Annotated in this window: 19 protein-coding genes and 2 riboswitches; of the genes, 14 read left to right on the forward strand and 5 right to left on the reverse strand. The window is 68.0% G+C overall.

The genetic code is table 11. The annotated features are described in order from the left end of the window. Positions 1-3: 3 nt before the first annotated feature. A riboswitch (TPP riboswitch) is annotated at positions 4-118 on the forward strand. From thiO to CJ177_RS16320, 7 genes are all read left to right on the forward strand, one after another. After that, a complete protein-coding gene (thiO, locus tag CJ177_RS16290) occupies positions 115-1,182 on the forward strand; it encodes a glycine oxidase ThiO (RefSeq protein WP_037182604.1) in 1,068 nt (355 codons plus the stop codon). It overlaps the preceding riboswitch by 4 nt. Positions 1,183-1,184: 2 nt before the next feature. Then, positions 1,185-1,409, forward strand: coding sequence for a sulfur carrier protein ThiS (gene thiS, locus CJ177_RS16295; protein WP_095868127.1), 225 nt, complete (start codon positions 1,185-1,187; stop codon positions 1,407-1,409). Next, positions 1,402-2,169: a thiazole synthase gene (locus CJ177_RS16300; protein WP_005251713.1), complete on the forward strand. Its 768-nt coding sequence runs from the start codon at positions 1,402-1,404 to the stop codon at positions 2,167-2,169. The genes thiS and CJ177_RS16300 overlap by 8 nt, the downstream gene beginning before the upstream one ends. A 113-nt stretch (positions 2,170-2,282) precedes the next feature. Continuing rightward, complete coding sequence (locus tag CJ177_RS16305) at positions 2,283-3,224, forward strand: ABC transporter ATP-binding protein (protein WP_005251715.1); 942 nt, start codon at positions 2,283-2,285, stop codon at positions 3,222-3,224. Continuing rightward, positions 3,224-4,018, forward strand: coding sequence for an ABC transporter permease (locus CJ177_RS16310; RefSeq protein ID WP_005251717.1), 795 nt, complete (start codon positions 3,224-3,226; stop codon positions 4,016-4,018). Before CJ177_RS16305 ends, CJ177_RS16310 begins: the two co-directional genes overlap by 1 nt. Positions 4,019-4,163: 145 nt before the next feature. Then, positions 4,164-5,618, forward strand: a complete 1,455-nt coding sequence (locus CJ177_RS16315; RefSeq protein WP_005251718.1) for a M20/M25/M40 family metallo-hydrolase — start codon at positions 4,164-4,166, stop codon at positions 5,616-5,618. A 52-nt stretch (positions 5,619-5,670) separates the two neighbouring features. Beyond that, positions 5,671-6,525: an adenylate/guanylate cyclase domain-containing protein gene (locus CJ177_RS16320; protein ID WP_005251722.1), complete on the forward strand. Its 855-nt coding sequence runs from the start codon at positions 5,671-5,673 to the stop codon at positions 6,523-6,525. 32 nt (positions 6,526-6,557) lie between these two features. Here CJ177_RS16320 and thiD read toward each other — a convergent pair whose 3' ends face one another. Further along, entirely contained in the window at positions 6,558-7,403 is an 846-nt protein-coding gene (gene thiD / locus CJ177_RS16325) for a bifunctional hydroxymethylpyrimidine kinase/phosphomethylpyrimidine kinase (RefSeq protein ID WP_005251723.1), read from the reverse strand. A 10-nt stretch (positions 7,404-7,413) separates the two neighbouring features. After that, a complete protein-coding gene (gene thiC, locus CJ177_RS16330; RefSeq protein ID WP_061698117.1) occupies positions 7,414-9,060 on the reverse strand; it encodes a phosphomethylpyrimidine synthase ThiC in 1,647 nt (548 codons plus the stop codon). Beyond that, positions 9,053-9,160, reverse strand: a riboswitch (TPP riboswitch). It overlaps the preceding gene by 8 nt. A gap of 133 nt (positions 9,161-9,293) precedes the next feature. On the opposite strand from thiC, the gene CJ177_RS16335 reads away from it, so the two are divergent. From CJ177_RS16335 to CJ177_RS16345, 3 genes are all read left to right on the forward strand, one after another. Continuing rightward, a complete protein-coding gene (locus tag CJ177_RS16335; protein ID WP_005251726.1) occupies positions 9,294-9,680 on the forward strand; it encodes a GNAT family N-acetyltransferase in 387 nt (128 codons plus the stop codon). Between the two features lie 101 nt (positions 9,681-9,781). Beyond that, positions 9,782-10,144: a GNAT family N-acetyltransferase gene (locus tag CJ177_RS16340; protein WP_095868128.1), complete on the forward strand. Its 363-nt coding sequence runs from the start codon at positions 9,782-9,784 to the stop codon at positions 10,142-10,144. 93 nt (positions 10,145-10,237) lie between these two features. Further along, positions 10,238-10,915, forward strand: a complete 678-nt coding sequence (locus tag CJ177_RS16345) for a hypothetical protein (RefSeq protein WP_095868129.1) — start codon at positions 10,238-10,240, stop codon at positions 10,913-10,915. Here the strand turns inward: CJ177_RS16345 and CJ177_RS16350 are convergent. Genes CJ177_RS16350 through CJ177_RS16360 form a run of 3 tightly spaced genes read right to left on the reverse strand, consistent with a single transcriptional unit; the run spans position 10,882 to position 13,265 of the window. Next, positions 10,882-11,685 carry an exodeoxyribonuclease III gene (locus CJ177_RS16350; RefSeq protein ID WP_025433168.1) on the reverse strand — a complete coding sequence of 268 codons (804 nt, stop codon included), beginning with the start codon at positions 11,683-11,685 and terminating at the stop codon, positions 10,882-10,884. The two genes, CJ177_RS16345 and CJ177_RS16350, sit on opposite strands and share 34 nt — an antisense overlap. 34 nt (positions 11,686-11,719) lie before the next feature. Then, positions 11,720-12,685, reverse strand: coding sequence for an N-acetyltransferase (locus CJ177_RS16355; protein WP_095868130.1), 966 nt, complete (start codon positions 12,683-12,685; stop codon positions 11,720-11,722). Beyond that, entirely contained in the window at positions 12,675-13,265 is a 591-nt protein-coding gene (locus tag CJ177_RS16360; RefSeq protein ID WP_005251736.1) for a peptide deformylase, read from the reverse strand. Before CJ177_RS16360 ends, CJ177_RS16355 begins: the two co-directional genes overlap by 11 nt. Before the next feature lie 178 nt (positions 13,266-13,443). Between CJ177_RS16360 and CJ177_RS16365 the strand changes: the two genes are divergently transcribed. The 4 genes from CJ177_RS16365 (at position 13,444) to CJ177_RS16380 (ending at position 16,333) form a co-directional block, all read left to right on the forward strand. Then, the gene (locus CJ177_RS16365) at positions 13,444-13,782 is read left to right on the forward strand and encodes a DUF3263 domain-containing protein (RefSeq protein ID WP_005251738.1); all 339 of its coding nucleotides are present in this window, start codon (positions 13,444-13,446) and stop codon (positions 13,780-13,782) included. 24 nt (positions 13,783-13,806) lie between these two features. Continuing rightward, on the forward strand, positions 13,807-14,358 hold the full coding sequence (locus CJ177_RS16370; RefSeq protein ID WP_005251740.1) for a LytR C-terminal domain-containing protein: 552 nt from the start codon (positions 13,807-13,809) through the stop codon (positions 14,356-14,358). 73 nt (positions 14,359-14,431) lie between these two features. Beyond that, positions 14,432-15,133, forward strand: coding sequence for a superoxide dismutase family protein (locus CJ177_RS16375; RefSeq protein WP_061042914.1), 702 nt, complete (start codon positions 14,432-14,434; stop codon positions 15,131-15,133). Between the two features lie 75 nt (positions 15,134-15,208). Continuing rightward, positions 15,209-16,333 carry a glutamate--cysteine ligase gene (locus tag CJ177_RS16380; protein WP_095868131.1) on the forward strand — a complete coding sequence of 375 codons (1,125 nt, stop codon included), beginning with the start codon at positions 15,209-15,211 and terminating at the stop codon, positions 16,331-16,333. Positions 16,334-16,403 lie beyond the last annotated feature (70 nt).

Genomic DNA, 16,403 nt, shown 5'->3' on the forward strand with positions numbered 1-16,403 from the left:
GTGAAAGTGCAACACGGGAGTCCCGGGGAACGTGGGGCTGAGAGGGGCTCACGCCGAGCCCGACCGTCATACCTGACCCGGATCATGCCGGCGCAGGAAGTGAGGTGGAGTTCAATGGCGAGATCGGTATCCGTCGTCGGAGGCGGAGTGATCGGCCTGTCCATTGCGTGGCGAGCAGCCCGCAACGGGTGGTCGGTACGGCTGTACGACCCGTCGATAGGTTCGGGGGCGTCCTGGGTGGCGGGCGGCATGCTCGCCCCGTTGTCCGAGGGCTGGCCCGGCGAGGAGAGCGTCCTCGAACTGGGGAGCGCATCGCTCGACCGGTGGCCCGAATTCGGGAAGGAACTCGAGGCCGGAGCCGGCGTCGCGTTGTTCACGTCGGAGAGTTCGCTCACCGTCGCGCTGGACGGCGCCGACGCGGAGGACCTGCGGACCATCGCCGAATGGGTGGGCGCCCAGGGGCGGGACCTGCAGATCCTGGGCCGTGCCGAAGTCCGGGCCCTCGAGCCGATGCTGGGCCGCGGAGTCCGGTTGGGACTTTTGGCCGTCGACGAACTGGCCGTGGACAACAGGCTGCTGTTGCAGGCGTTGCAGCGGTGCGCCGTCGACGCCGGCGTGGAGCTGATCGGGGAGGCCGTGCACAGCCTCGACCGGCTCGGCACCGACCAGATCGTCGTCACCGCGGGCATCGCGTCACCGGCCCTGTGGCCCGGGCTTCCGGTTCGCCCGGTGAAGGGCGAGATCCTGCGGTTGCGCTCGCGTCCCGGGGTGACCCCCGCGCCGGGCCGCACCATCCGCGGCAGCGTCCACGGCAGGCCCGCCTACCTGGTGCCGCGTGCCGACGGCATCGTCGTCGGTGCCACCCAGTACGAGTCGGGCAACGACACGCAGGTCACGGTGGCCGGTGTGCGCGACCTGATCGCGGACGCCGAGGCCCTGATGCCCGCCATCGGCGAGTACGAACTGTATGAGACCTCGGCGGGTCTGCGTCCGATGACCCCGGACAACCTGCCGCTGATCGGCCGGGTGTCCGATCGGGTCGTGGTGGCGACGGGACACGGCCGTAACGGCATCCTGCTCACCCCGGTGACCGCCGACGCGACGGTGGCATTGTTGGAGGGCTCGGCACTGGTCGAGGCGAAAGCCGCCGACCCCGAACGTTTCGAGAAAGTAGCGAGGTAGAGATGAGTGAGCAGCAAGTAGTGGTGCCGATCGGCATCAGCGTCAACGGCGAGGACCACGAGTTCACGAAACCGTTGACCGTCACCGGGCTGCTGGAGGTGCTGAACCTGCCCACCAAGGGCATCGCGGTGGCAGTGAACGGCGCCGTGTTCCCGCGCGCCCGGTGGGACGAGCTCGTGGTCCGGGGCTGGGAGATCGAGATCCTCACGGCGGTGCAGGGTGGCTGACGCGACGCCCGGCGTGCAGAAGGGCCTCACGATCGCGGGCCGCACGTTCGGTTCACGGTTGATCATGGGCACCGGCGGCGCCGCCAACCTCACGGTGCTCGAAGAGGCGCTCGTCGCGTCCGGCACGGAGCTGACCACGGTCGCGATGCGCCGCGTCGACGCCGCAGGAGGCACCGGTGTGCTGGACCTGCTGCGCCGGCTCGACATCGCCCCGCTGCCCAACACCGCGGGGTGTCGCGGTGCAGCCGAGGCGGTGCTGACGGCGCAACTTGCCCGTGAGGCGCTCGAGACCGACTGGGTGAAGCTCGAGGTCATCGCCGACGAGCGCACCCTGATGCCCGACGCGATCGAGTTGGTCAGCGCTGCAGAGCAACTGGTCGACGACGGATTCGTCGTCCTGCCGTACACCACCGACGATCCGGTTCTGGCCCGCAGACTCGAGGACGTCGGGTGCGTGGCCGTGATGCCGCTGGGTTCGCCGATCGGCACCGGGCTCGGTATCGCGAACCCGCACAACATCGAGATGATCGTGGACGGTGCGGGGGTGCCCGTCATCCTCGACGCCGGCATCGGGACCGCAAGCGACGCCACCCTCGCGATGGAACTCGGCTGCGATGCGGTGTTGCTGGCCACGGCTGTGACCAGGGCGAAGGACCCGGCACTCATGGCGTCGGCGATGCGCGGGGCCGTGGTGGCGGGGTACGAGGCACGTCACGCAGGCCGCATTCCCAAGCGGTTCTGGGCGCAGGCGTCGTCGTAGTCCTCGGGGTCGCGTCGGGGTCCGGCTCAGGGTCCGACCGGTACCAGGGGACGAGTCGGGAGTAGACCTGCGGCCGATGCGCGCCGGCCGCAGGTTCCGGCATCCTTCTCCTCATGATTGAAGTGAGGGGACTGACAAAGACCTTCGGTGCGACGAAGGCGGTGGACAACCTGACGTTCAACGTGAAGCCGGGTATGGTCACCGGCTTCCTCGGCCCGAACGGTGCAGGCAAATCGACGACGATGCGCATGATCCTCGGGTTGGACCGCCCCACGGCGGGCAGCGCGTTGATCGACGGCAAACCGTACAGCGACCTGGTGCAGCCGCTGCGGACGGTGGGGGCTCTGCTCGACGCGAAGTGGGTGCACCCCAACCGCTCGGCCCGAGCCCACCTGCAGTGGATGGCGGCGTCCAACTCGCTGCCGAAGAGCCGGGTCGACGAGGTGCTGCACCTCGTCGGGCTCACCGAGGTGGCCGGGAAGAAGGCAGGCGGGTTCTCGCTCGGCATGTCCCAGCGACTGGGCCTGGCTGCCACGCTTCTCGGCGACCCGAAGGTGCTGCTGTTCGACGAGCCGGTGAACGGGCTCGACCCGGAGGGCATCGTCTGGATCCGGAAGTTCATGCAGCGCCTCGCGGCGGAGGGACGCACCGTGCTGGTGTCGAGCCACCTGCTGTCCGAGATGGCGCTCACCGCAGAACATCTGGTGGTCATCGGCCGGGGGCGTCTGATCGCCGACACCACCGTGTCCGAGTTCGTCAGCAAGTCCTCGGAATCGACGGTGCGCGTGCGGAGCCCACAGCTGGACGCGTTGCGTAGCGCGCTCACGTCCAACGGACTCACCGTGCGCGAGGACGGATCCGACGGGCAGCAGGCGCTCGTCGTGGTGGATTCGTCGACGGACGTCGTCGGCGGGATCGCCGGTTCGCAGGGCATCGTCCTGCACGAGTTGGCATCTCAGCGCGGATCGCTGGAGGACGCCTTCATGAAGTTGACCGGAGACGACGTGCAGTACCACGCAGAGGGCGTCGAAGATGTGATGAGGGGTGCACTGTAATGGCTGTTCTCAATGCCGAACGGATCAAGATCACGTCGACGAGGTCGCCGTGGTGGTGCACGGTCATCATCATCGTGCTGGGCCTCGGCCTCGCCGCAGTCATCGGGCTGAGTGCGAAGGCCAGCATCAACTCCTTCAACAACCAGATCGCGGACGGTAAGCAACCGGATTTCGATCCGTTCCTGCCGCAGATGTCGGACGCGGTCGGTGGTGTCTCCGGATTCGGCGTACTGGTCCTGATGATCCTCGCGGCACTCGCCGTGACCAGCGAATACCGGTTCGGCGTCATCCGGACCACGTTCCAGGCCATCCCGAACCGGGCGTCCGTCCTCATCGCGAAGGCGGGTCTGATCGGCGCGTTCGGCGCGGTGCTGACATTCGTGCTCACGTTCGGCGCGTACGCCATCGCGAAGGCGACCGCGGGTGACGAGGCGGGAGCGGCGCTCACGCTGTCGGGTGACGACGCCTGGCGGTCGATCTACGGCGTCCCGATCTACGCGTTCCTGTGCGTGGTTCTGGCCGTCGGCGTCGGCACGCTGCTGCGCCAGTCGGCGGGCGCGATCGCCCTGCTGCTGCTGTGGCCGCTGCTGATCGAGAGCCTGTTCAACCTGTTCGGCTCGTTCGGCTCGAAGATCATGCCCTTCCTGCCGTTCCTCAACGCCAACAACTTCCTGGGGGCGCCGCAGGGGGTCGAATTCCACTGGGGCCCGTGGGGCAGCCTGGTCTACTTCGCGGTGTTCGTCTTCGTGATCTTCGGGGCCGGCCTGGTGGTCGTCAACAAGCGCGACGCCTGACACCCGATACAGTACTTTCGCCCCGCTCCTCCGCCAGGTGATCGTCGGGAGACCTGGCTGAGGGTGACGGCGGGGCGGGAGCCTGTGGGCCGGTGCGAAATCCATTCGCGCCGGCCCACAGGTGCTTCTGCGTTAGGCTCCCGACATGCGACTACGGGGTGCCTTCACAGTCGGAGTGGCCGGTGCGATGGTCTTGGCCGGGTGCTCGTCGACGAGCGAACCCGATTCGCCGCCGGTCGATGCGAGCGCTCTCGCAGCCTCGGTCACCGAGGGCGGTGTGGTGGGGCACCTGGAGCAACTGCAGACGATCGCCGAGAACAACAACGGCAACCGCGCGGCCGGAACCTCCGGCTACGACGCCAGCGTCGACTACGTCGCACAGGTGCTGGAAGACAAGGGCTTCGACGTCGAGACCCCGGAATTCGAGTTCCACAACTTCGACGTCCGGACGGAGGCGATCAGGTCCGGCGACCGTGACTTCGAGGTGCGTGCTCTGGCGTATTCGCCGTCCACCGGTCCGGACGGGATCACCGCCCGCCTGGTGCCCGCCCCGAAGGACGAGAGTCCGGGATGCGAGGTCACCGATTACGACGGCCTCGACGTGACCGGGGCGATCGTCCTCGTCAACCGCGGGGTGTGCCCGTTCTCGGCCAAGCAGCAGTTCGCGGCCGAGCGCGGCGCCGCAGGCGTGATCGTCGTCAACAACGAGGACGGGCCGATGAGCGGCGGAACTCTCGGCGACCCGGACGTGGGCAAGGTACCCACGGGCGGAGTGAGCAAGGCGGACGGCGCCGCACTCGAGCAGGCCGGCGGTGACGTCACCCTCACCCTCGACACCGCCACCGAGTCGAGCACCGCTCGCAACGTCATCGCCCAGACGAAGACCGGTTCGGCCGAGGACGTCGTGATGGTCGGCGCCCACCTGGACAGCGTCCCGGACGGTCCCGGCATCAACGACAACGGCACCGGCGTCGCCGCGACCCTCGAAACGGCCGTGCAACTCGGCGGTTCGCCCGACGTCGACAACGCGGTGCGCTTCGCGTTCTGGGGCGCGGAGGAGTTGGGTCTGCTCGGTTCGGAGGCCTACGTGAACAGCCTCAGCGAGGACCAGCGGAACGACATCGCGCTGTACCTGAACTTCGACATGCTCGGTTCCGAGAACGCCGGCTACCTGGCGTACGACGGCGACAACTCCGACAACGTCGGCGAGGGGCCCGGACCCGAGGGTTCCGCGGGCATCGAGCGCACGTTCACCGAGTTCCTCCAGAGCAACGGTGTCGTCGCGGACGGCACGGACTTCGACGGCCGATCCGACTACGGTCCGTTCATCGAGCACGGCATCCCCTCGGGCGGCGTGTTCAGCGGCGCCGACGAGACGAAGACCCCCGAGCAGTCGCAGAAGTGGGGCGGCACCCCGGATGTGGTGTACGACGAGAATTACCACAGCGCGACCGACACCCTCGAGAACGTGAACCGGGCCGCGCTCGCCGAGAATGCCGCCGCGGTCGCGTACGCCGTCGGGGTGTACGCGGAGTCGCTCGCCGGGCCGAACGGTGTCCCCACCGGCGCGGACCGGGAGAAGGCGCGGGCGGCGGAGTGATGTCCGATTCGTCACGAGTTTGTGCATGTGACGCTGGGTTACCCTTACTCCCGTGAGCGACGACCCGGCCGAAGAGATCAGTGCCGAACTCGACGCTGCGCAGACATCGAAACGAGGCGACAAGGTTCTGGGCTGGATGGGATCGGTGAACCGGCAACCACAGCTGATCGAAGGGCTGCGGAGGGTTCGTCGCGCGCTGCCCGGTGATCCCGCGTTCGGCGATCCCCTGTCGACGGCGGGCCCCGGCAGCGCACGGGCCATCGCCCGCGTCGCCGATCGGTTCCTCGACCATCAGCCGGGCGCGTCCCGCGAGATGAGCCTCGGCGCGCTGCAGGTGTGGCAGGCGCTGCTCGAGCGCACCGGTCGCGGCCGGGGAACGCAGGAAGTGACCATCGTGTTCACCGACCTGGTGGGGTTCTCCAGTTGGTCGCTGCCCGCCGGTGACAGCGCCACCCTCGCCCTGCTGCGTGACGTCGCCCGAGCCGTCGAGACCCCCATCGTCGACCGCGGCGGGCACGTGGTGAAGCGCCTGGGGGACGGCGTGATGGCCGTCTTCCCGAGCCCGGACCGTGCGATCGACGCCGTCTTCGCGGCGCAGGAGGCGCTCGCGGAGGTGGAGGTGGACGGCTACCGCCCCCGCATGCGCGTCGGCATGCACACCGGCGTGCCCCGGCAGATCGGCAGCGATTGGCTCGGCGTGGACGTGACGATCGCGGCGCGCATGATGGAACTGGGCGGCGACGGCAACGTGATGGCGTCGTCCGCCACGCTGGAGAGTCTGCAGCCGGGCACCCTGGACGAACTGGGTGTCGGCGTCAAACCGTGGCGACGCGCCTTCTTCGCCCCCGCGCCCAGCGGGGTGCCCTCCGACCTCGGTATCTGGCGGCTGCGGCTCCGCCGCCCGTGAGTACTTATTAACCGCGCGACGTTAACAAGTACTCACGAGTGACGGAGTCGCCACAGGGGAGAGACGGGGCCGTGACCGGCGCCCAGGTCGTACGACGCCTCCAGGCACTTGGTGACCCATTCCTTGCCGAACGCCACCGCATCGGGCACGGACCACCCGTGGGCGAGAGCGCTCGCGATGGCGGCCGCGAGGGTGTCGCCGCCGCCGTGATCGTTGCCGGTGTCGATGCGGGGACTGCTGAACTCGAGGAACCTGTCGCCGTCGAACAGCAGATCGGTGCTCGACGCCGACGTCCGGAGATGCCCGCCCTTCACGATCGACCACTGCGCCCCGAGTGCGTGCAGCGCCTCGGCGGCCCGGCGCGCGGTCGAGTCGTCCACCACCTCGATGCCGGTGATCAACCGGATCTCGTCGAGGTTCGGGGTGACCACCGTGGCGATCGGGATCAGCGTGTTCCGCACGGCGTCCAGCGCCTCGGCATGCAGGAGCGGATCTCCGTGCATCGACGCGCACACCGGGTCGACGACCAGCGGGACCGGTTGGTCGCGGCCGATCCCGACCTCGGTGCACACGGCGGCGACGGCCTCGATGATGGCCGTCGACGCCAGCATGCCCGTCTTCGCTGCCCCGACCCCGATGTCGTCGACGACGCACCGCACCTGCGCGGCCACCGTCTCCGGCGGAATCTCGTGGAAACCGCTGACGCCCACCGAGTTCTGCACCGTCACCGCCGCAACGGCGACGCATGCGTGGACGCCGCACAGCGCCATCGTCCGCGAGTCGGCCTGGATCCCGGCGCCACCGCCGGAATCGGTGCCGGCGATGGTGAGGACTCGGACGGGGGTCTGGCCGTCGGGGGTCAGGGGCAGCAGCTTCACGAAGGGGACCTTACCGATTCTCTGAGGTGACGGATTCGACGGGCAGATACACGCGGCCACCTGCGTCGACGAACTCGCTCGACTTCTCGGCCATACCCGCCTCGATGGCTTCGACCGAATCGAGTCCGTGTCGCTGTGCGTATTCGCGCACGTCGGCGGAGATCCGCATCGAACAGAACTTCGGGCCGCACATCGAGCAGAAGTGGGCCGTCTTCGCCGGCTCGGCGGGCAGCGTCTCGTCGTGAAACTCCCGCGCGGTATCCGGGTCGAGGGACAGCGCGAACTGGTCGTGCCAGCGGAATTCGAACCGGGCCTTCGACAGCGCGTCGTCCCGCTCCTGCGCCCGCGGATGCTGCTTCGCGAGGTCCGCGGCGTGCGCCGCGATCTTGTACGTGATGACCCCGGTCTTGACGTCGTCCCGATTCGGCAGTCCCAGGTGTTCCTTGGGTGTCACGTAGCAGAGCATCGCGGTGCCGGCCTGCGCGATCATCGCCGCGCCGATCGCGGACGTGATGTGGTCGTACGCCGGCGCGATGTCGGTGGCGAGCGGCCCGAGCGTGTAGAACGGCGCCTCCTCGCACAACTCTTCCTCGAGGCGCACGTTCTCCACGATCTTGTGCATCGGGACGTGCCCGGGACCTTCGATCATCACCTGCACCCCATGGGATTTCGCGATCCGCGTGAGCTCCCCGAGGGTACGCAGTTCCGCGAACTGGGCCTCGTCGTTGGCGTCCGCGATGGACCCGGGGCGCAGACCGTCACCGAGCGAGAACGTGACGTCGTAGCGGTGGAGGATCTCGCACAGTTCGTCGAAGTGGGTGTACAGGAACGATTCCCGGTGATGGGCCAGGCACCAGGCCGCCATGATCGACCCACCGCGGGAGACGATTCCGGTGACGCGGCGCGCGGTCAGTGGGATGTAGCGGAGCAGCACACCGGCGTGGACCGTCATGTAGTCGACGCCCTGCTCGCACTGTTCGATCACGGTGTCGCGGTAGATCTCCCACGTGAGCGCGGTCGGGTCACCGCCAACCTTCTCGAGCGCCTGGTAGATCGGCACGGTTCCCACGGGCACGGGCGAATTACGCAGGATCCATTCCCGGGTCTCGTGGATGTTCTTGCCGGTGGACAGGTCCATGATGGTGTCGGCGCCCCACCGCGTCGCCCACACCATCTTCTCGACCTCTTCCGCGATCGACGACGTGACCGCGCTGTTGCCGATGTTCGCGTTGATCTTGACCGCGAACGCCTTGCCGATGATCATCGGCTCGAGTTCGGGATGGCAGCGGTTGGCCGGGATCACGGCGCGTCCCGCCGCGACCTCGGTGCGCACCGTCTCGGGTGAAACACCCTCGCGTGCAGCGCAATACTGCATCTCAGGGGTGACGACGCCGGCGCGGGCGGCGTCGAGCTGGGTGCCCTCCCGGTCGGCGATCCACGGTGCGCGCAGATGCGGCAGTCCCGCTTCCAGGTCGATCGCGGCGTCCGCGTCGGTGTACGGACCCGACGTGTCGTACACGTCGAGGTGTTCACCGTTGGTGAGGTGTACGCGCCGGACCGGCACCCGGATGTCGTCGCCCGACAGCAGGTACTGCTTGGTGCTGCCCTCGATCGGCCCCGTGGTGACGGACGTGGCTGTAGATACGTTTGTGCTCATCGATGATGCTCCCTACGCCGGCATTACCCGGACAGGTTCGACGGTCGACGGCCCTAGCCGTCCTCTCAGCCCGCTGGTGCGAGCCCCCGTGGATGTGTAGTTGTCCCACAAACTGTAACCGAGATCTCTGTGAGTAATCATTCGGGTGAAACTTGGACAGCGGTTCCCGGCATCGGTATAAAGGGTGATGAACATCACATTTCGATTACGACACACACCCCCAGGAGATAGCCATGCTGACAGACGCGCAGGTTGTGGACGTGATCGACAACGCCGATCAGAACCGATTCGAGCTACGCCTGAGTGGTGACCTGGTCGGGATCCTCGGGTATTTCGACCTTGCCGACACGCCGCCCGGCGCCGGTGCCGGCGTGGGAGTGGTGGCCGCCCGGCCGCCGGGTCCGAAGGGTCGGGGGCGGCAGGCGCCGGTGGTCTCGTTCATGCACACGGTGATCGTGGAGGACTTCGGCCACCGCGGACTCGCCGCCCTCATGGTGGGTCGCTCCCTCGATCTCGCCCGCGGATACGGCTGGAAGGTCCGGCCCGTGTGCACGTACGTGCAGCGCTTCGTCTCGGCGCACCCCGAGTACCGCGACCTCGTCGTCCCGGTGGAGGGCTGACAACGGTCGGGGCACGATTCGGGCACTCGGCGGCAACGAAACGGTTCCGGGGGCGGCGATTCCGCTCGCGAAGATGCCGCCTTGCTGATTCCATGAGTGGCATGGATCACACTCCGAACAGTTCCGGGTCGTCCGGGAACATCACGGCCGCTGAGGCTCGCGTGCTCGACAACCCTGCCCACGAACGATTCGATCTGTGGCTCGGGGACGAGTTGGTCGGCATCCTCGGCTATCGGGACGAGGACGACATCCCCGGATTCACGGCGAAGCCGGGCGAGGTGGTCGCGTTCATGCACACGGTCGTCAAGGAAGAGTTCGGTGGGCGAGGACTGGCCGGGGTCCTCGTGAGCGAGGCGTTGGGCTCGGCGCGTCGACGTGGCTGGAAAGTGCGCCCCATCTGCACGTATGTCCAGCGCTACCTGGCGCTGCATCCGGAACACCTCGACGTTCTGGTTGCCGAGTAGCCCTACTTTCGAGAGCACTGCTCTTGCCATCTGCGACTCCGCTGTGAATACTGCTCTATATAGAGAGCGGTGCTCACAGTCGAAGGAGTCGTCATGACCGTGTCGGATCGGATCGAGAGTCGTACCGGGGTCGCACGGATCTGCGCCGCGGCGCTGTTCGCCCTCGCCGGTGTCCTGTTCGTCGTCTACCCCGTGGTGCGTCCCTACGCGGCGGGTGGGGCGCCGGACGGACTGGCCGAGTTCGCCTCACCGTCGTGGCTCGTCGCTCACCTCGCCGCCGTCGGCGGGTTCATCGCGTTCGGGCTTGCGCTCGTCGCGCTCAGTGGACTGCTGAAAGGGACGGGTGGCGAACGAGCGGCGGTGGTCGCAGTGGCGGCGTCGTGGATCGGGGCAGGGCTGACGCTGCCCTACTACGGTGCCGAAACGTTCGCGCTGCACGCCCTGGGCGGCAGCGGCCTGGACGAGGAGGCCGTCACGAACCTCGCCGAGAGCGTGCGGATGGGGGCGGCGCAGGCGACGCTGTTCGCTGCAGGGCTGCTACTCGTCGCGGTCGGCGCGTCGGCGGCCGCTGTGGCGATCGCCCGATCCTGGCTGCTCGCGGGCTGGGCGGGGATCCCGATGGCGGTGGGGTTCGCGCTGTTCATCCCGCAGTTCTACGTCGACGCCCCACTGCGCATCGGGCACGGTGCGCTCATCGGGTTCGGGTGCGCGGTCGTGGCGCTCGGTGTGCTGCGTTCTCAGTCGCCGAGGTCGACGATGACCGGCGCATGATCGCTGGCGCCCTTGCCCTTACGTTCGTTGCGGTCGATCTCGGCCTTGTCGACACGGCCGGCGAGGGCAGGCGATCCCAGCACGAAGTCGATGCGCATTCCCTGCTTCTTCGGGAACCGCAACTGGGTGTAATCCCAATAGGTGTAGACGCCGGGACCGGGGGTGTGCGGCCGGACGACGTCGGCGAAACCGGATTCGACGAATGCCTGGAAGGCCTCACGCTCGGGGGCGGACGTGTGCGTCTTGCCCTCGAACAGCGCCGGATCCCAGACGTCCTCGTCGGTGGGGGCCACGTTCCAGTCGCCGACCAGCGCGATCTGCGCGTCCGGGTTCTGCCCCAGCCACCCGACCGCGTCGGTGTGCAACTTCGCCAGCCAGTCGAGCTTGTACGTGTAGTGCGGGTCGGCGAGCTCACGGCCGTTGGGGACGTACAGGCTCCAGATGCGGACGCCGTTGCACGTGGCGCCGATGGCGCGGGCTTCCTGCGCGGGCGCGACCTCCGGGTCCTTGTGGAAACCGGGCTGATCCTCGAATCCGATCTGCACGTCGTCGAGACCCACGCGGGACGCGATCGCGACGCCGTTCCACTGGCTGAGGCCCACGTGCGCGACCTCGTAGCCCAGTTCGCGGAAACGCTCGTACGGGAACTGCTCGTCCTTGCACTTGGTTTCCTGCATCGCCAGCACGTCGACGTCGGACCGCTGGAGCCAGTCCAGGATCCGATCGGTACGGGCACGAACAGAGTTCACGTTCCAGGTTGCGATGCGCACGGCAGCCACCCTAGCGGCACTCTCCGACAGGTCGTCAGCCGACAGGTTCGGTGGCGTAGCGGTACCGGTGGTGCGCCACGAAGCCGAGGTTGCGGTACATCGCCTGGGCGCCCTCGTTCTCGACGGCGACCTGCAGACACGCGTGGGTCGCGCCGTGTTCGCGTCCCCAGTCGATCATGTCGCCGCAGATGAGGCTGCCGATTCCGTGGCGGCGGTGGGCCTCCGCCACCTCGACCGCGGTGAGCCCGACCCACCGGCGGTCGTCGGGCGCGGACGTGACGGATCCGCGGGCGACGGCCAGGAGCGTCGAGTCGGCGGCGCCGATCCGGCCGAACCCGAGAGTGCCGCCGCGGACCGAGTCCAGCACGTCGACCGCGAAGTCGGGGAGCGCGGACCCGCGGTAGCGGTAGAGGGCGAGCCAGTCCGGATCGGGGTGATCGGTGACGGTGGTGGTTCGTGGGCCCTCGGGCAGAGCCAGGTTGTCGATGTCGGCCGCCATCACGACCACTTCGTCGCTGACGTTCCAGCCGAGCGGTACCTCGCCCAGCCGGTCGGGGATCAGCAACCGCAAGGGGCGGTCGCGCTCGGCGTACCACTCACGCAGACGGTCGAGCGTGCCGCCGGGGGAGGCGTCGTCCAGGCTGCCGACCGACCCACGGTCGCCGAGCGGGGCCGCCGAGTTGGCGCGCCCGGTGAAGCCGTGACCGTACCGGGCCAGCCACCCGTCGATCCACGCGTGCTCGACACCCGGCCAGCCGTCGGCGGACGCCAGTTCGAGGGACCGGATCTCGCTCGCGCGCACCGGTCGGGCGGGGACGGCCTTCAGCGCGATCACCCGCTCCGGATCCACCTCGACCACGGAGCCGTCCGCGGCGCGGACGACCACCACCGGTTCGACGCTCTCCAGCATCCCGATGACGTCGGTCATCGGATGGCTGTGGCCGGGCGGCAGCTGATATCGCAGCACCACCCGGCTTCCGAGCGGAATGTCAGTCGTCATGCCCGAACGGGTCTTCGACCGTTCCCGGCACCCAGCTGAGACCGGGAACGCCCCAGCCGGCGCGCTTGATGGTCTTCTTGGCGGCGCGCGCGTTGCGGCCGACCAGCATGTCGACGTAGAGGAAGCCGTCGAGGTGACCGACCTCGTGCTGCAGCATGCGTGCGAAAAAGCCGTGTCCCTCGATCTCGACGGCGTTGCCGTCGGCGTCGGTGCCGGTGACCTTCGCCCACTCGGCCCGTCCGGTGGGGAACTGCTCGCCCGGCACCGACAGGCAGCCCTCGACGTCGTCGTCCGGATCCGGCATGGTCTCGGGTCGTTCCGATGTTTCGAGGACCGGGTTGACGACGCAACCCCGGCGGCGGAGCGCCGTGCCGTTCCCGTCGACGTCCGGGCAGTCGTAGACGAACAACCGCAGCGGCAGGCCGACCTGGTTGGCGGCGAGCCCGACGCCGTTGGCGGCGTCCATCGTGTCGTACATGTCGGCGATGATCTCAGCGAGTTCCGCAGGTGACTGGGACACTGCCTCGGTCGGTTCGTGCAATACCGGGTCGCCCACGATCCGGATGGGGAGGATGGCCATGGTCGTCAAGGATAGTGCGGCGCGTCCGAGCCGTTCGCACTGCCCGCGGCGTTCGTCATGGTTGAATAGTCGCTGAAGAACAGCGGTGTAATTCGTTGCTCGGTCGGCCACGCGATCGAGGAGCCGGGGGAACGTGGTTTCGCTGAGGTCGAGCGAGAGCTAGTAGTCGAGGAGTGAGATGGACGGCGCAACAGCGCGTAGTCGGAACCAGTCCGAGCGCACCGACGGCGACAACTCGGCAGGGGTCAAGGACGTCGGTGACGACGGCCTCTCGCGTCGGGAGCACGACATCCTGTCCTTCGAGCGCCAATGGTGGAAGTACGCCGGCGCGAAGGAAGAGGCGATCAAAGAGCTGTTCGACATGTCCGCCACCAGGTACTACCAGGTGCTCAACGCACTGGTGGACCGGCCGGAGGCACTCGCAGCCGACCCGATGCTCGTGAAGCGCCTGCGACGGCTGCGCGCGAGCAGGCAGAAGGCCCGCGCCGCCCGCCGCCTCGGGTTCGACGTCACGTAGCACCCGGTCGCTAAGGTCGACATCGTGAGTACTCCGAAACCCGAATCGTCCGGCCCGCCGTTACGTGCCCTCGCGATGGTGCTGATCGCCCTCGCGATTCTGTTCGCGGGTCTCGGGTTCGCCTCCCTCGGAGGTTCGGACTCGGAGGAGACCGCCGCCACCGTCACGACCACGGCGGCCGCCACGACCACCGCCGCCGCACGCCCGACGACGGCTGCGGGAGCGGCGGGCGCCACCTCGGCGTCCGCGGCGAGCACCACGTCCGGTGCCTCGAGCACATCGAAGTCCGCCGACGCGGCGTCGGTCCCGGTGCGGGTGCTCAACAACAGCAATGTCACCGGTCTCGCGAGCCAGACGGCCACCGAACTGATGTCCTCGGGGTGGACGGTGTCGGAAACCGGCAACTACAGCGACGGCACCATCTCCGAAACCACTGTGTACTACGGGACTTCCGCCGCCGAGAAGGAAGCGGCCACGGAGATCGCCGCGCAGCTCGGGGTTTCGGCCCAGCCGCGGTTCCCGGGTATCGCGAATTCGTCCGCCGGTGTGATCGTCATCGTCACCTCCGCACAGTAGACCGGACGGTCGGTGCACCGTCGCCGCGGTTATGATCAGATGCACTTCTTCGCCACCTCAAAGGAGCGGTTTGATGGCCTCGAGTTCTACCCGTCGGATGTCCTGGCGCATTGTCACCCCGGTGGTGGCCATTGCAGCACTCGGACTGACCGCCTGCAGTAACAACGAGGAGCCGACCGACGTTCCCGGCACCACTCCTTCCGTCTGGACCGGCGCCGCCGATCCCAGCGCTGCAGGCGTTCCCGGCGACGCCGAGAGCGGTTCCGGTGAGTCCGCGGAGAGCGGCGCGGTCAGCGCGACGCTGAAGAACGCCGAGGGCGAAGACGTGGGCACCGCCACGTTCAAGCAGGCCGGCAGTCACGTCGAGGTCACCGTTTCCGTCAAGGATCAGACGCCCGGCTTCCACGGTTTCCACGTGCACTCCGTCGGCAAGTGCGAGACGAACTCCGTGGCACCGACCGGGGGTGCGCCCGGAAACTTCCTGTCCGCGGGCGGGCACTTCCAGGCCGAGGGCCACTCGGGGCACCCCGCGAGCGGTGACCTCACGTCGCTGCAGGTTCTGGCCGACGGCACGGCCGAGTTGGTCACCACCACCGACGCCTTCACGGTCGAGGACCTGAAGAACGGCGACGCCGGCACCGCGGTCATGATCCACTCGGGTTCCGACAATTTTGCCAACATCCCCACCCGTTACGCACCCGCCCCTGATCAGGAAACCCTGAACACCGGGGACGCAGGTTCCCGGGTGGCCTGCGGTGTCATCGGCGCCAGCTGAGTCGCGTGACATCCCGGCTTCGGCCGGGATGTCGGTGCGCTGCCGCGCACTGCGGGCTGTGGTTGGATCGAAACCGTGGTAGTTCCTTTTCCCGGTTCGCCGCGGCCGACACTGGGCGTCGAGTGGGAGATCGCGCTGGTCGACAGGGTCACGCGGGATCTCTCCAACACGGCCGCGGAGGTATTCGACGCGGTGGCGAATCTTGCCGGTCCCGAGGATCCGCGGATCACCAAGGAGTTACTACGCAACACCGTCGAACTCGTCACCGGTATCCACTCGACGGTCGGTGAGGCGATGGACGACCTCGACGAGTCGCTCGACCTGTTGCGGCGGGCGGCGAACCCGCTCGGCGTCGATCTGATCTGTGCGGGAACGCATCCGTTTGCGCAGTGGTCGACCCAATTGGTCACGCGCACACCGGATTACGACGAGCTGATCGAGCGCACCCAGTGGTGGGGCCGTCAGATGCTCATCTGGGGTGTGCACGTCCACGTCGGTGTGTCCTCGCCGCAGAAGGTGTTCCCGATCCTCAACGCGCTGCTGCAGCGGTACCCGCATCTGCTCGCGCTGTCCGCGTCCTCACCGATGTGGGCCGGCGTCAACACGGGGTATGCGAGTAATCGTGCGCTGATGTTCCAGCAGCTCCCCACCGCGGGGCTGCCGTACCAGTTCGCGAACTGGGGGCAGTACGAGGATTTCATCAGCGATCAGATGAAGACCGGTGTGATCACCAAGATCGGTGGGATGCACTGGGACATCCGGCCGGCGCCACGGTGGGGCACCATCGAGGTCCGCGTCTTCGACGGCATCTCCACCCGCGCCGAACTCAGTTCCCTCGTCGCGCTCGTGCACTGCCTGATCGTCGACCTGGACCGGCGTTTCGAGGCAGGTGAGAACCTGCCCAACCTGCAGCCGTGGCACGTGAAGGAGAACAAGTGGCGGGCCGCGCGGTACGGGCTCGACGCCGAGATCATTCTCGACGAGGACAGCAACGAGCGCCTCGTCACCGACGACCTGAACGACCTGCTCGAGAAGCTGGCCTCAACCGCTGTGCGTCTCGGCTGCGCGGACGAACTGGCCGCGGTCGCGGAGATTCCCCGTCGTGGCGCGTCCTACCAGCGGCAACGTCAGGTCGCGGAGGCGACCGGCGGTGACCTGGTGGCCGTGGTCGATGCGCTGGTGAAGGAGCTCGGGACCTGAAAGACGGTCTCGGGCAGGACACTCGTCCACTTCCCGTTCACGTGTTGTTTACACTTGGCGGGTGTCGATC

The organism is Rhodococcus sp. ACPA1 (assembly GCF_002300195.1).
In the GTDB taxonomy this organism is placed as follows: domain Bacteria; phylum Actinomycetota; class Actinomycetes; order Mycobacteriales; family Mycobacteriaceae; genus Rhodococcus_F; species Rhodococcus_F opacus.

Excerpts from the sequence above, each read along its gene's own strand:
- thiO (WP_037182604.1), top strand. The coding sequence starts at position 115 with ATGGCGAGATCGGTATCCGTCGTCGGAGGCGGAGTGATCGGCCTGTCC.
- thiC (WP_061698117.1), bottom strand. The coding sequence starts at position 9,060 with ATGAGCACAAACGTATCTACAGCCACGTCCGTCACCACGGGGCCGATC.
- CJ177_RS16365 (WP_005251738.1), top strand. The coding sequence starts at position 13,444 with ATGGACGGCGCAACAGCGCGTAGTCGGAACCAGTCCGAGCGCACCGAC.
- CJ177_RS16340 (WP_095868128.1), top strand. The coding sequence starts at position 9,782 with ATGGATCACACTCCGAACAGTTCCGGGTCGTCCGGGAACATCACGGCC.
- CJ177_RS16310 (WP_005251717.1), top strand. The coding sequence starts at position 3,224 with ATGGCTGTTCTCAATGCCGAACGGATCAAGATCACGTCGACGAGGTCG.
- CJ177_RS16305 (WP_005251715.1), top strand. The coding sequence starts at position 2,283 with ATGATTGAAGTGAGGGGACTGACAAAGACCTTCGGTGCGACGAAGGCG.
- CJ177_RS16335 (WP_005251726.1), top strand. The coding sequence starts at position 9,294 with ATGCTGACAGACGCGCAGGTTGTGGACGTGATCGACAACGCCGATCAG.
- CJ177_RS16345 (WP_095868129.1), top strand. The coding sequence starts at position 10,238 with ATGACCGTGTCGGATCGGATCGAGAGTCGTACCGGGGTCGCACGGATC.
- thiS (WP_095868127.1), top strand. The coding sequence starts at position 1,185 with ATGAGTGAGCAGCAAGTAGTGGTGCCGATCGGCATCAGCGTCAACGGC.
- CJ177_RS16360 (WP_005251736.1), bottom strand. The coding sequence starts at position 13,265 with ATGGCCATCCTCCCCATCCGGATCGTGGGCGACCCGGTATTGCACGAA.
- CJ177_RS16315 (WP_005251718.1), top strand. The coding sequence starts at position 4,164 with ATGCGACTACGGGGTGCCTTCACAGTCGGAGTGGCCGGTGCGATGGTC.
- CJ177_RS16355 (WP_095868130.1), bottom strand. The coding sequence starts at position 12,685 with ATGACGACTGACATTCCGCTCGGAAGCCGGGTGGTGCTGCGATATCAG.
- CJ177_RS16375 (WP_061042914.1), top strand. The coding sequence starts at position 14,432 with ATGGCCTCGAGTTCTACCCGTCGGATGTCCTGGCGCATTGTCACCCCG.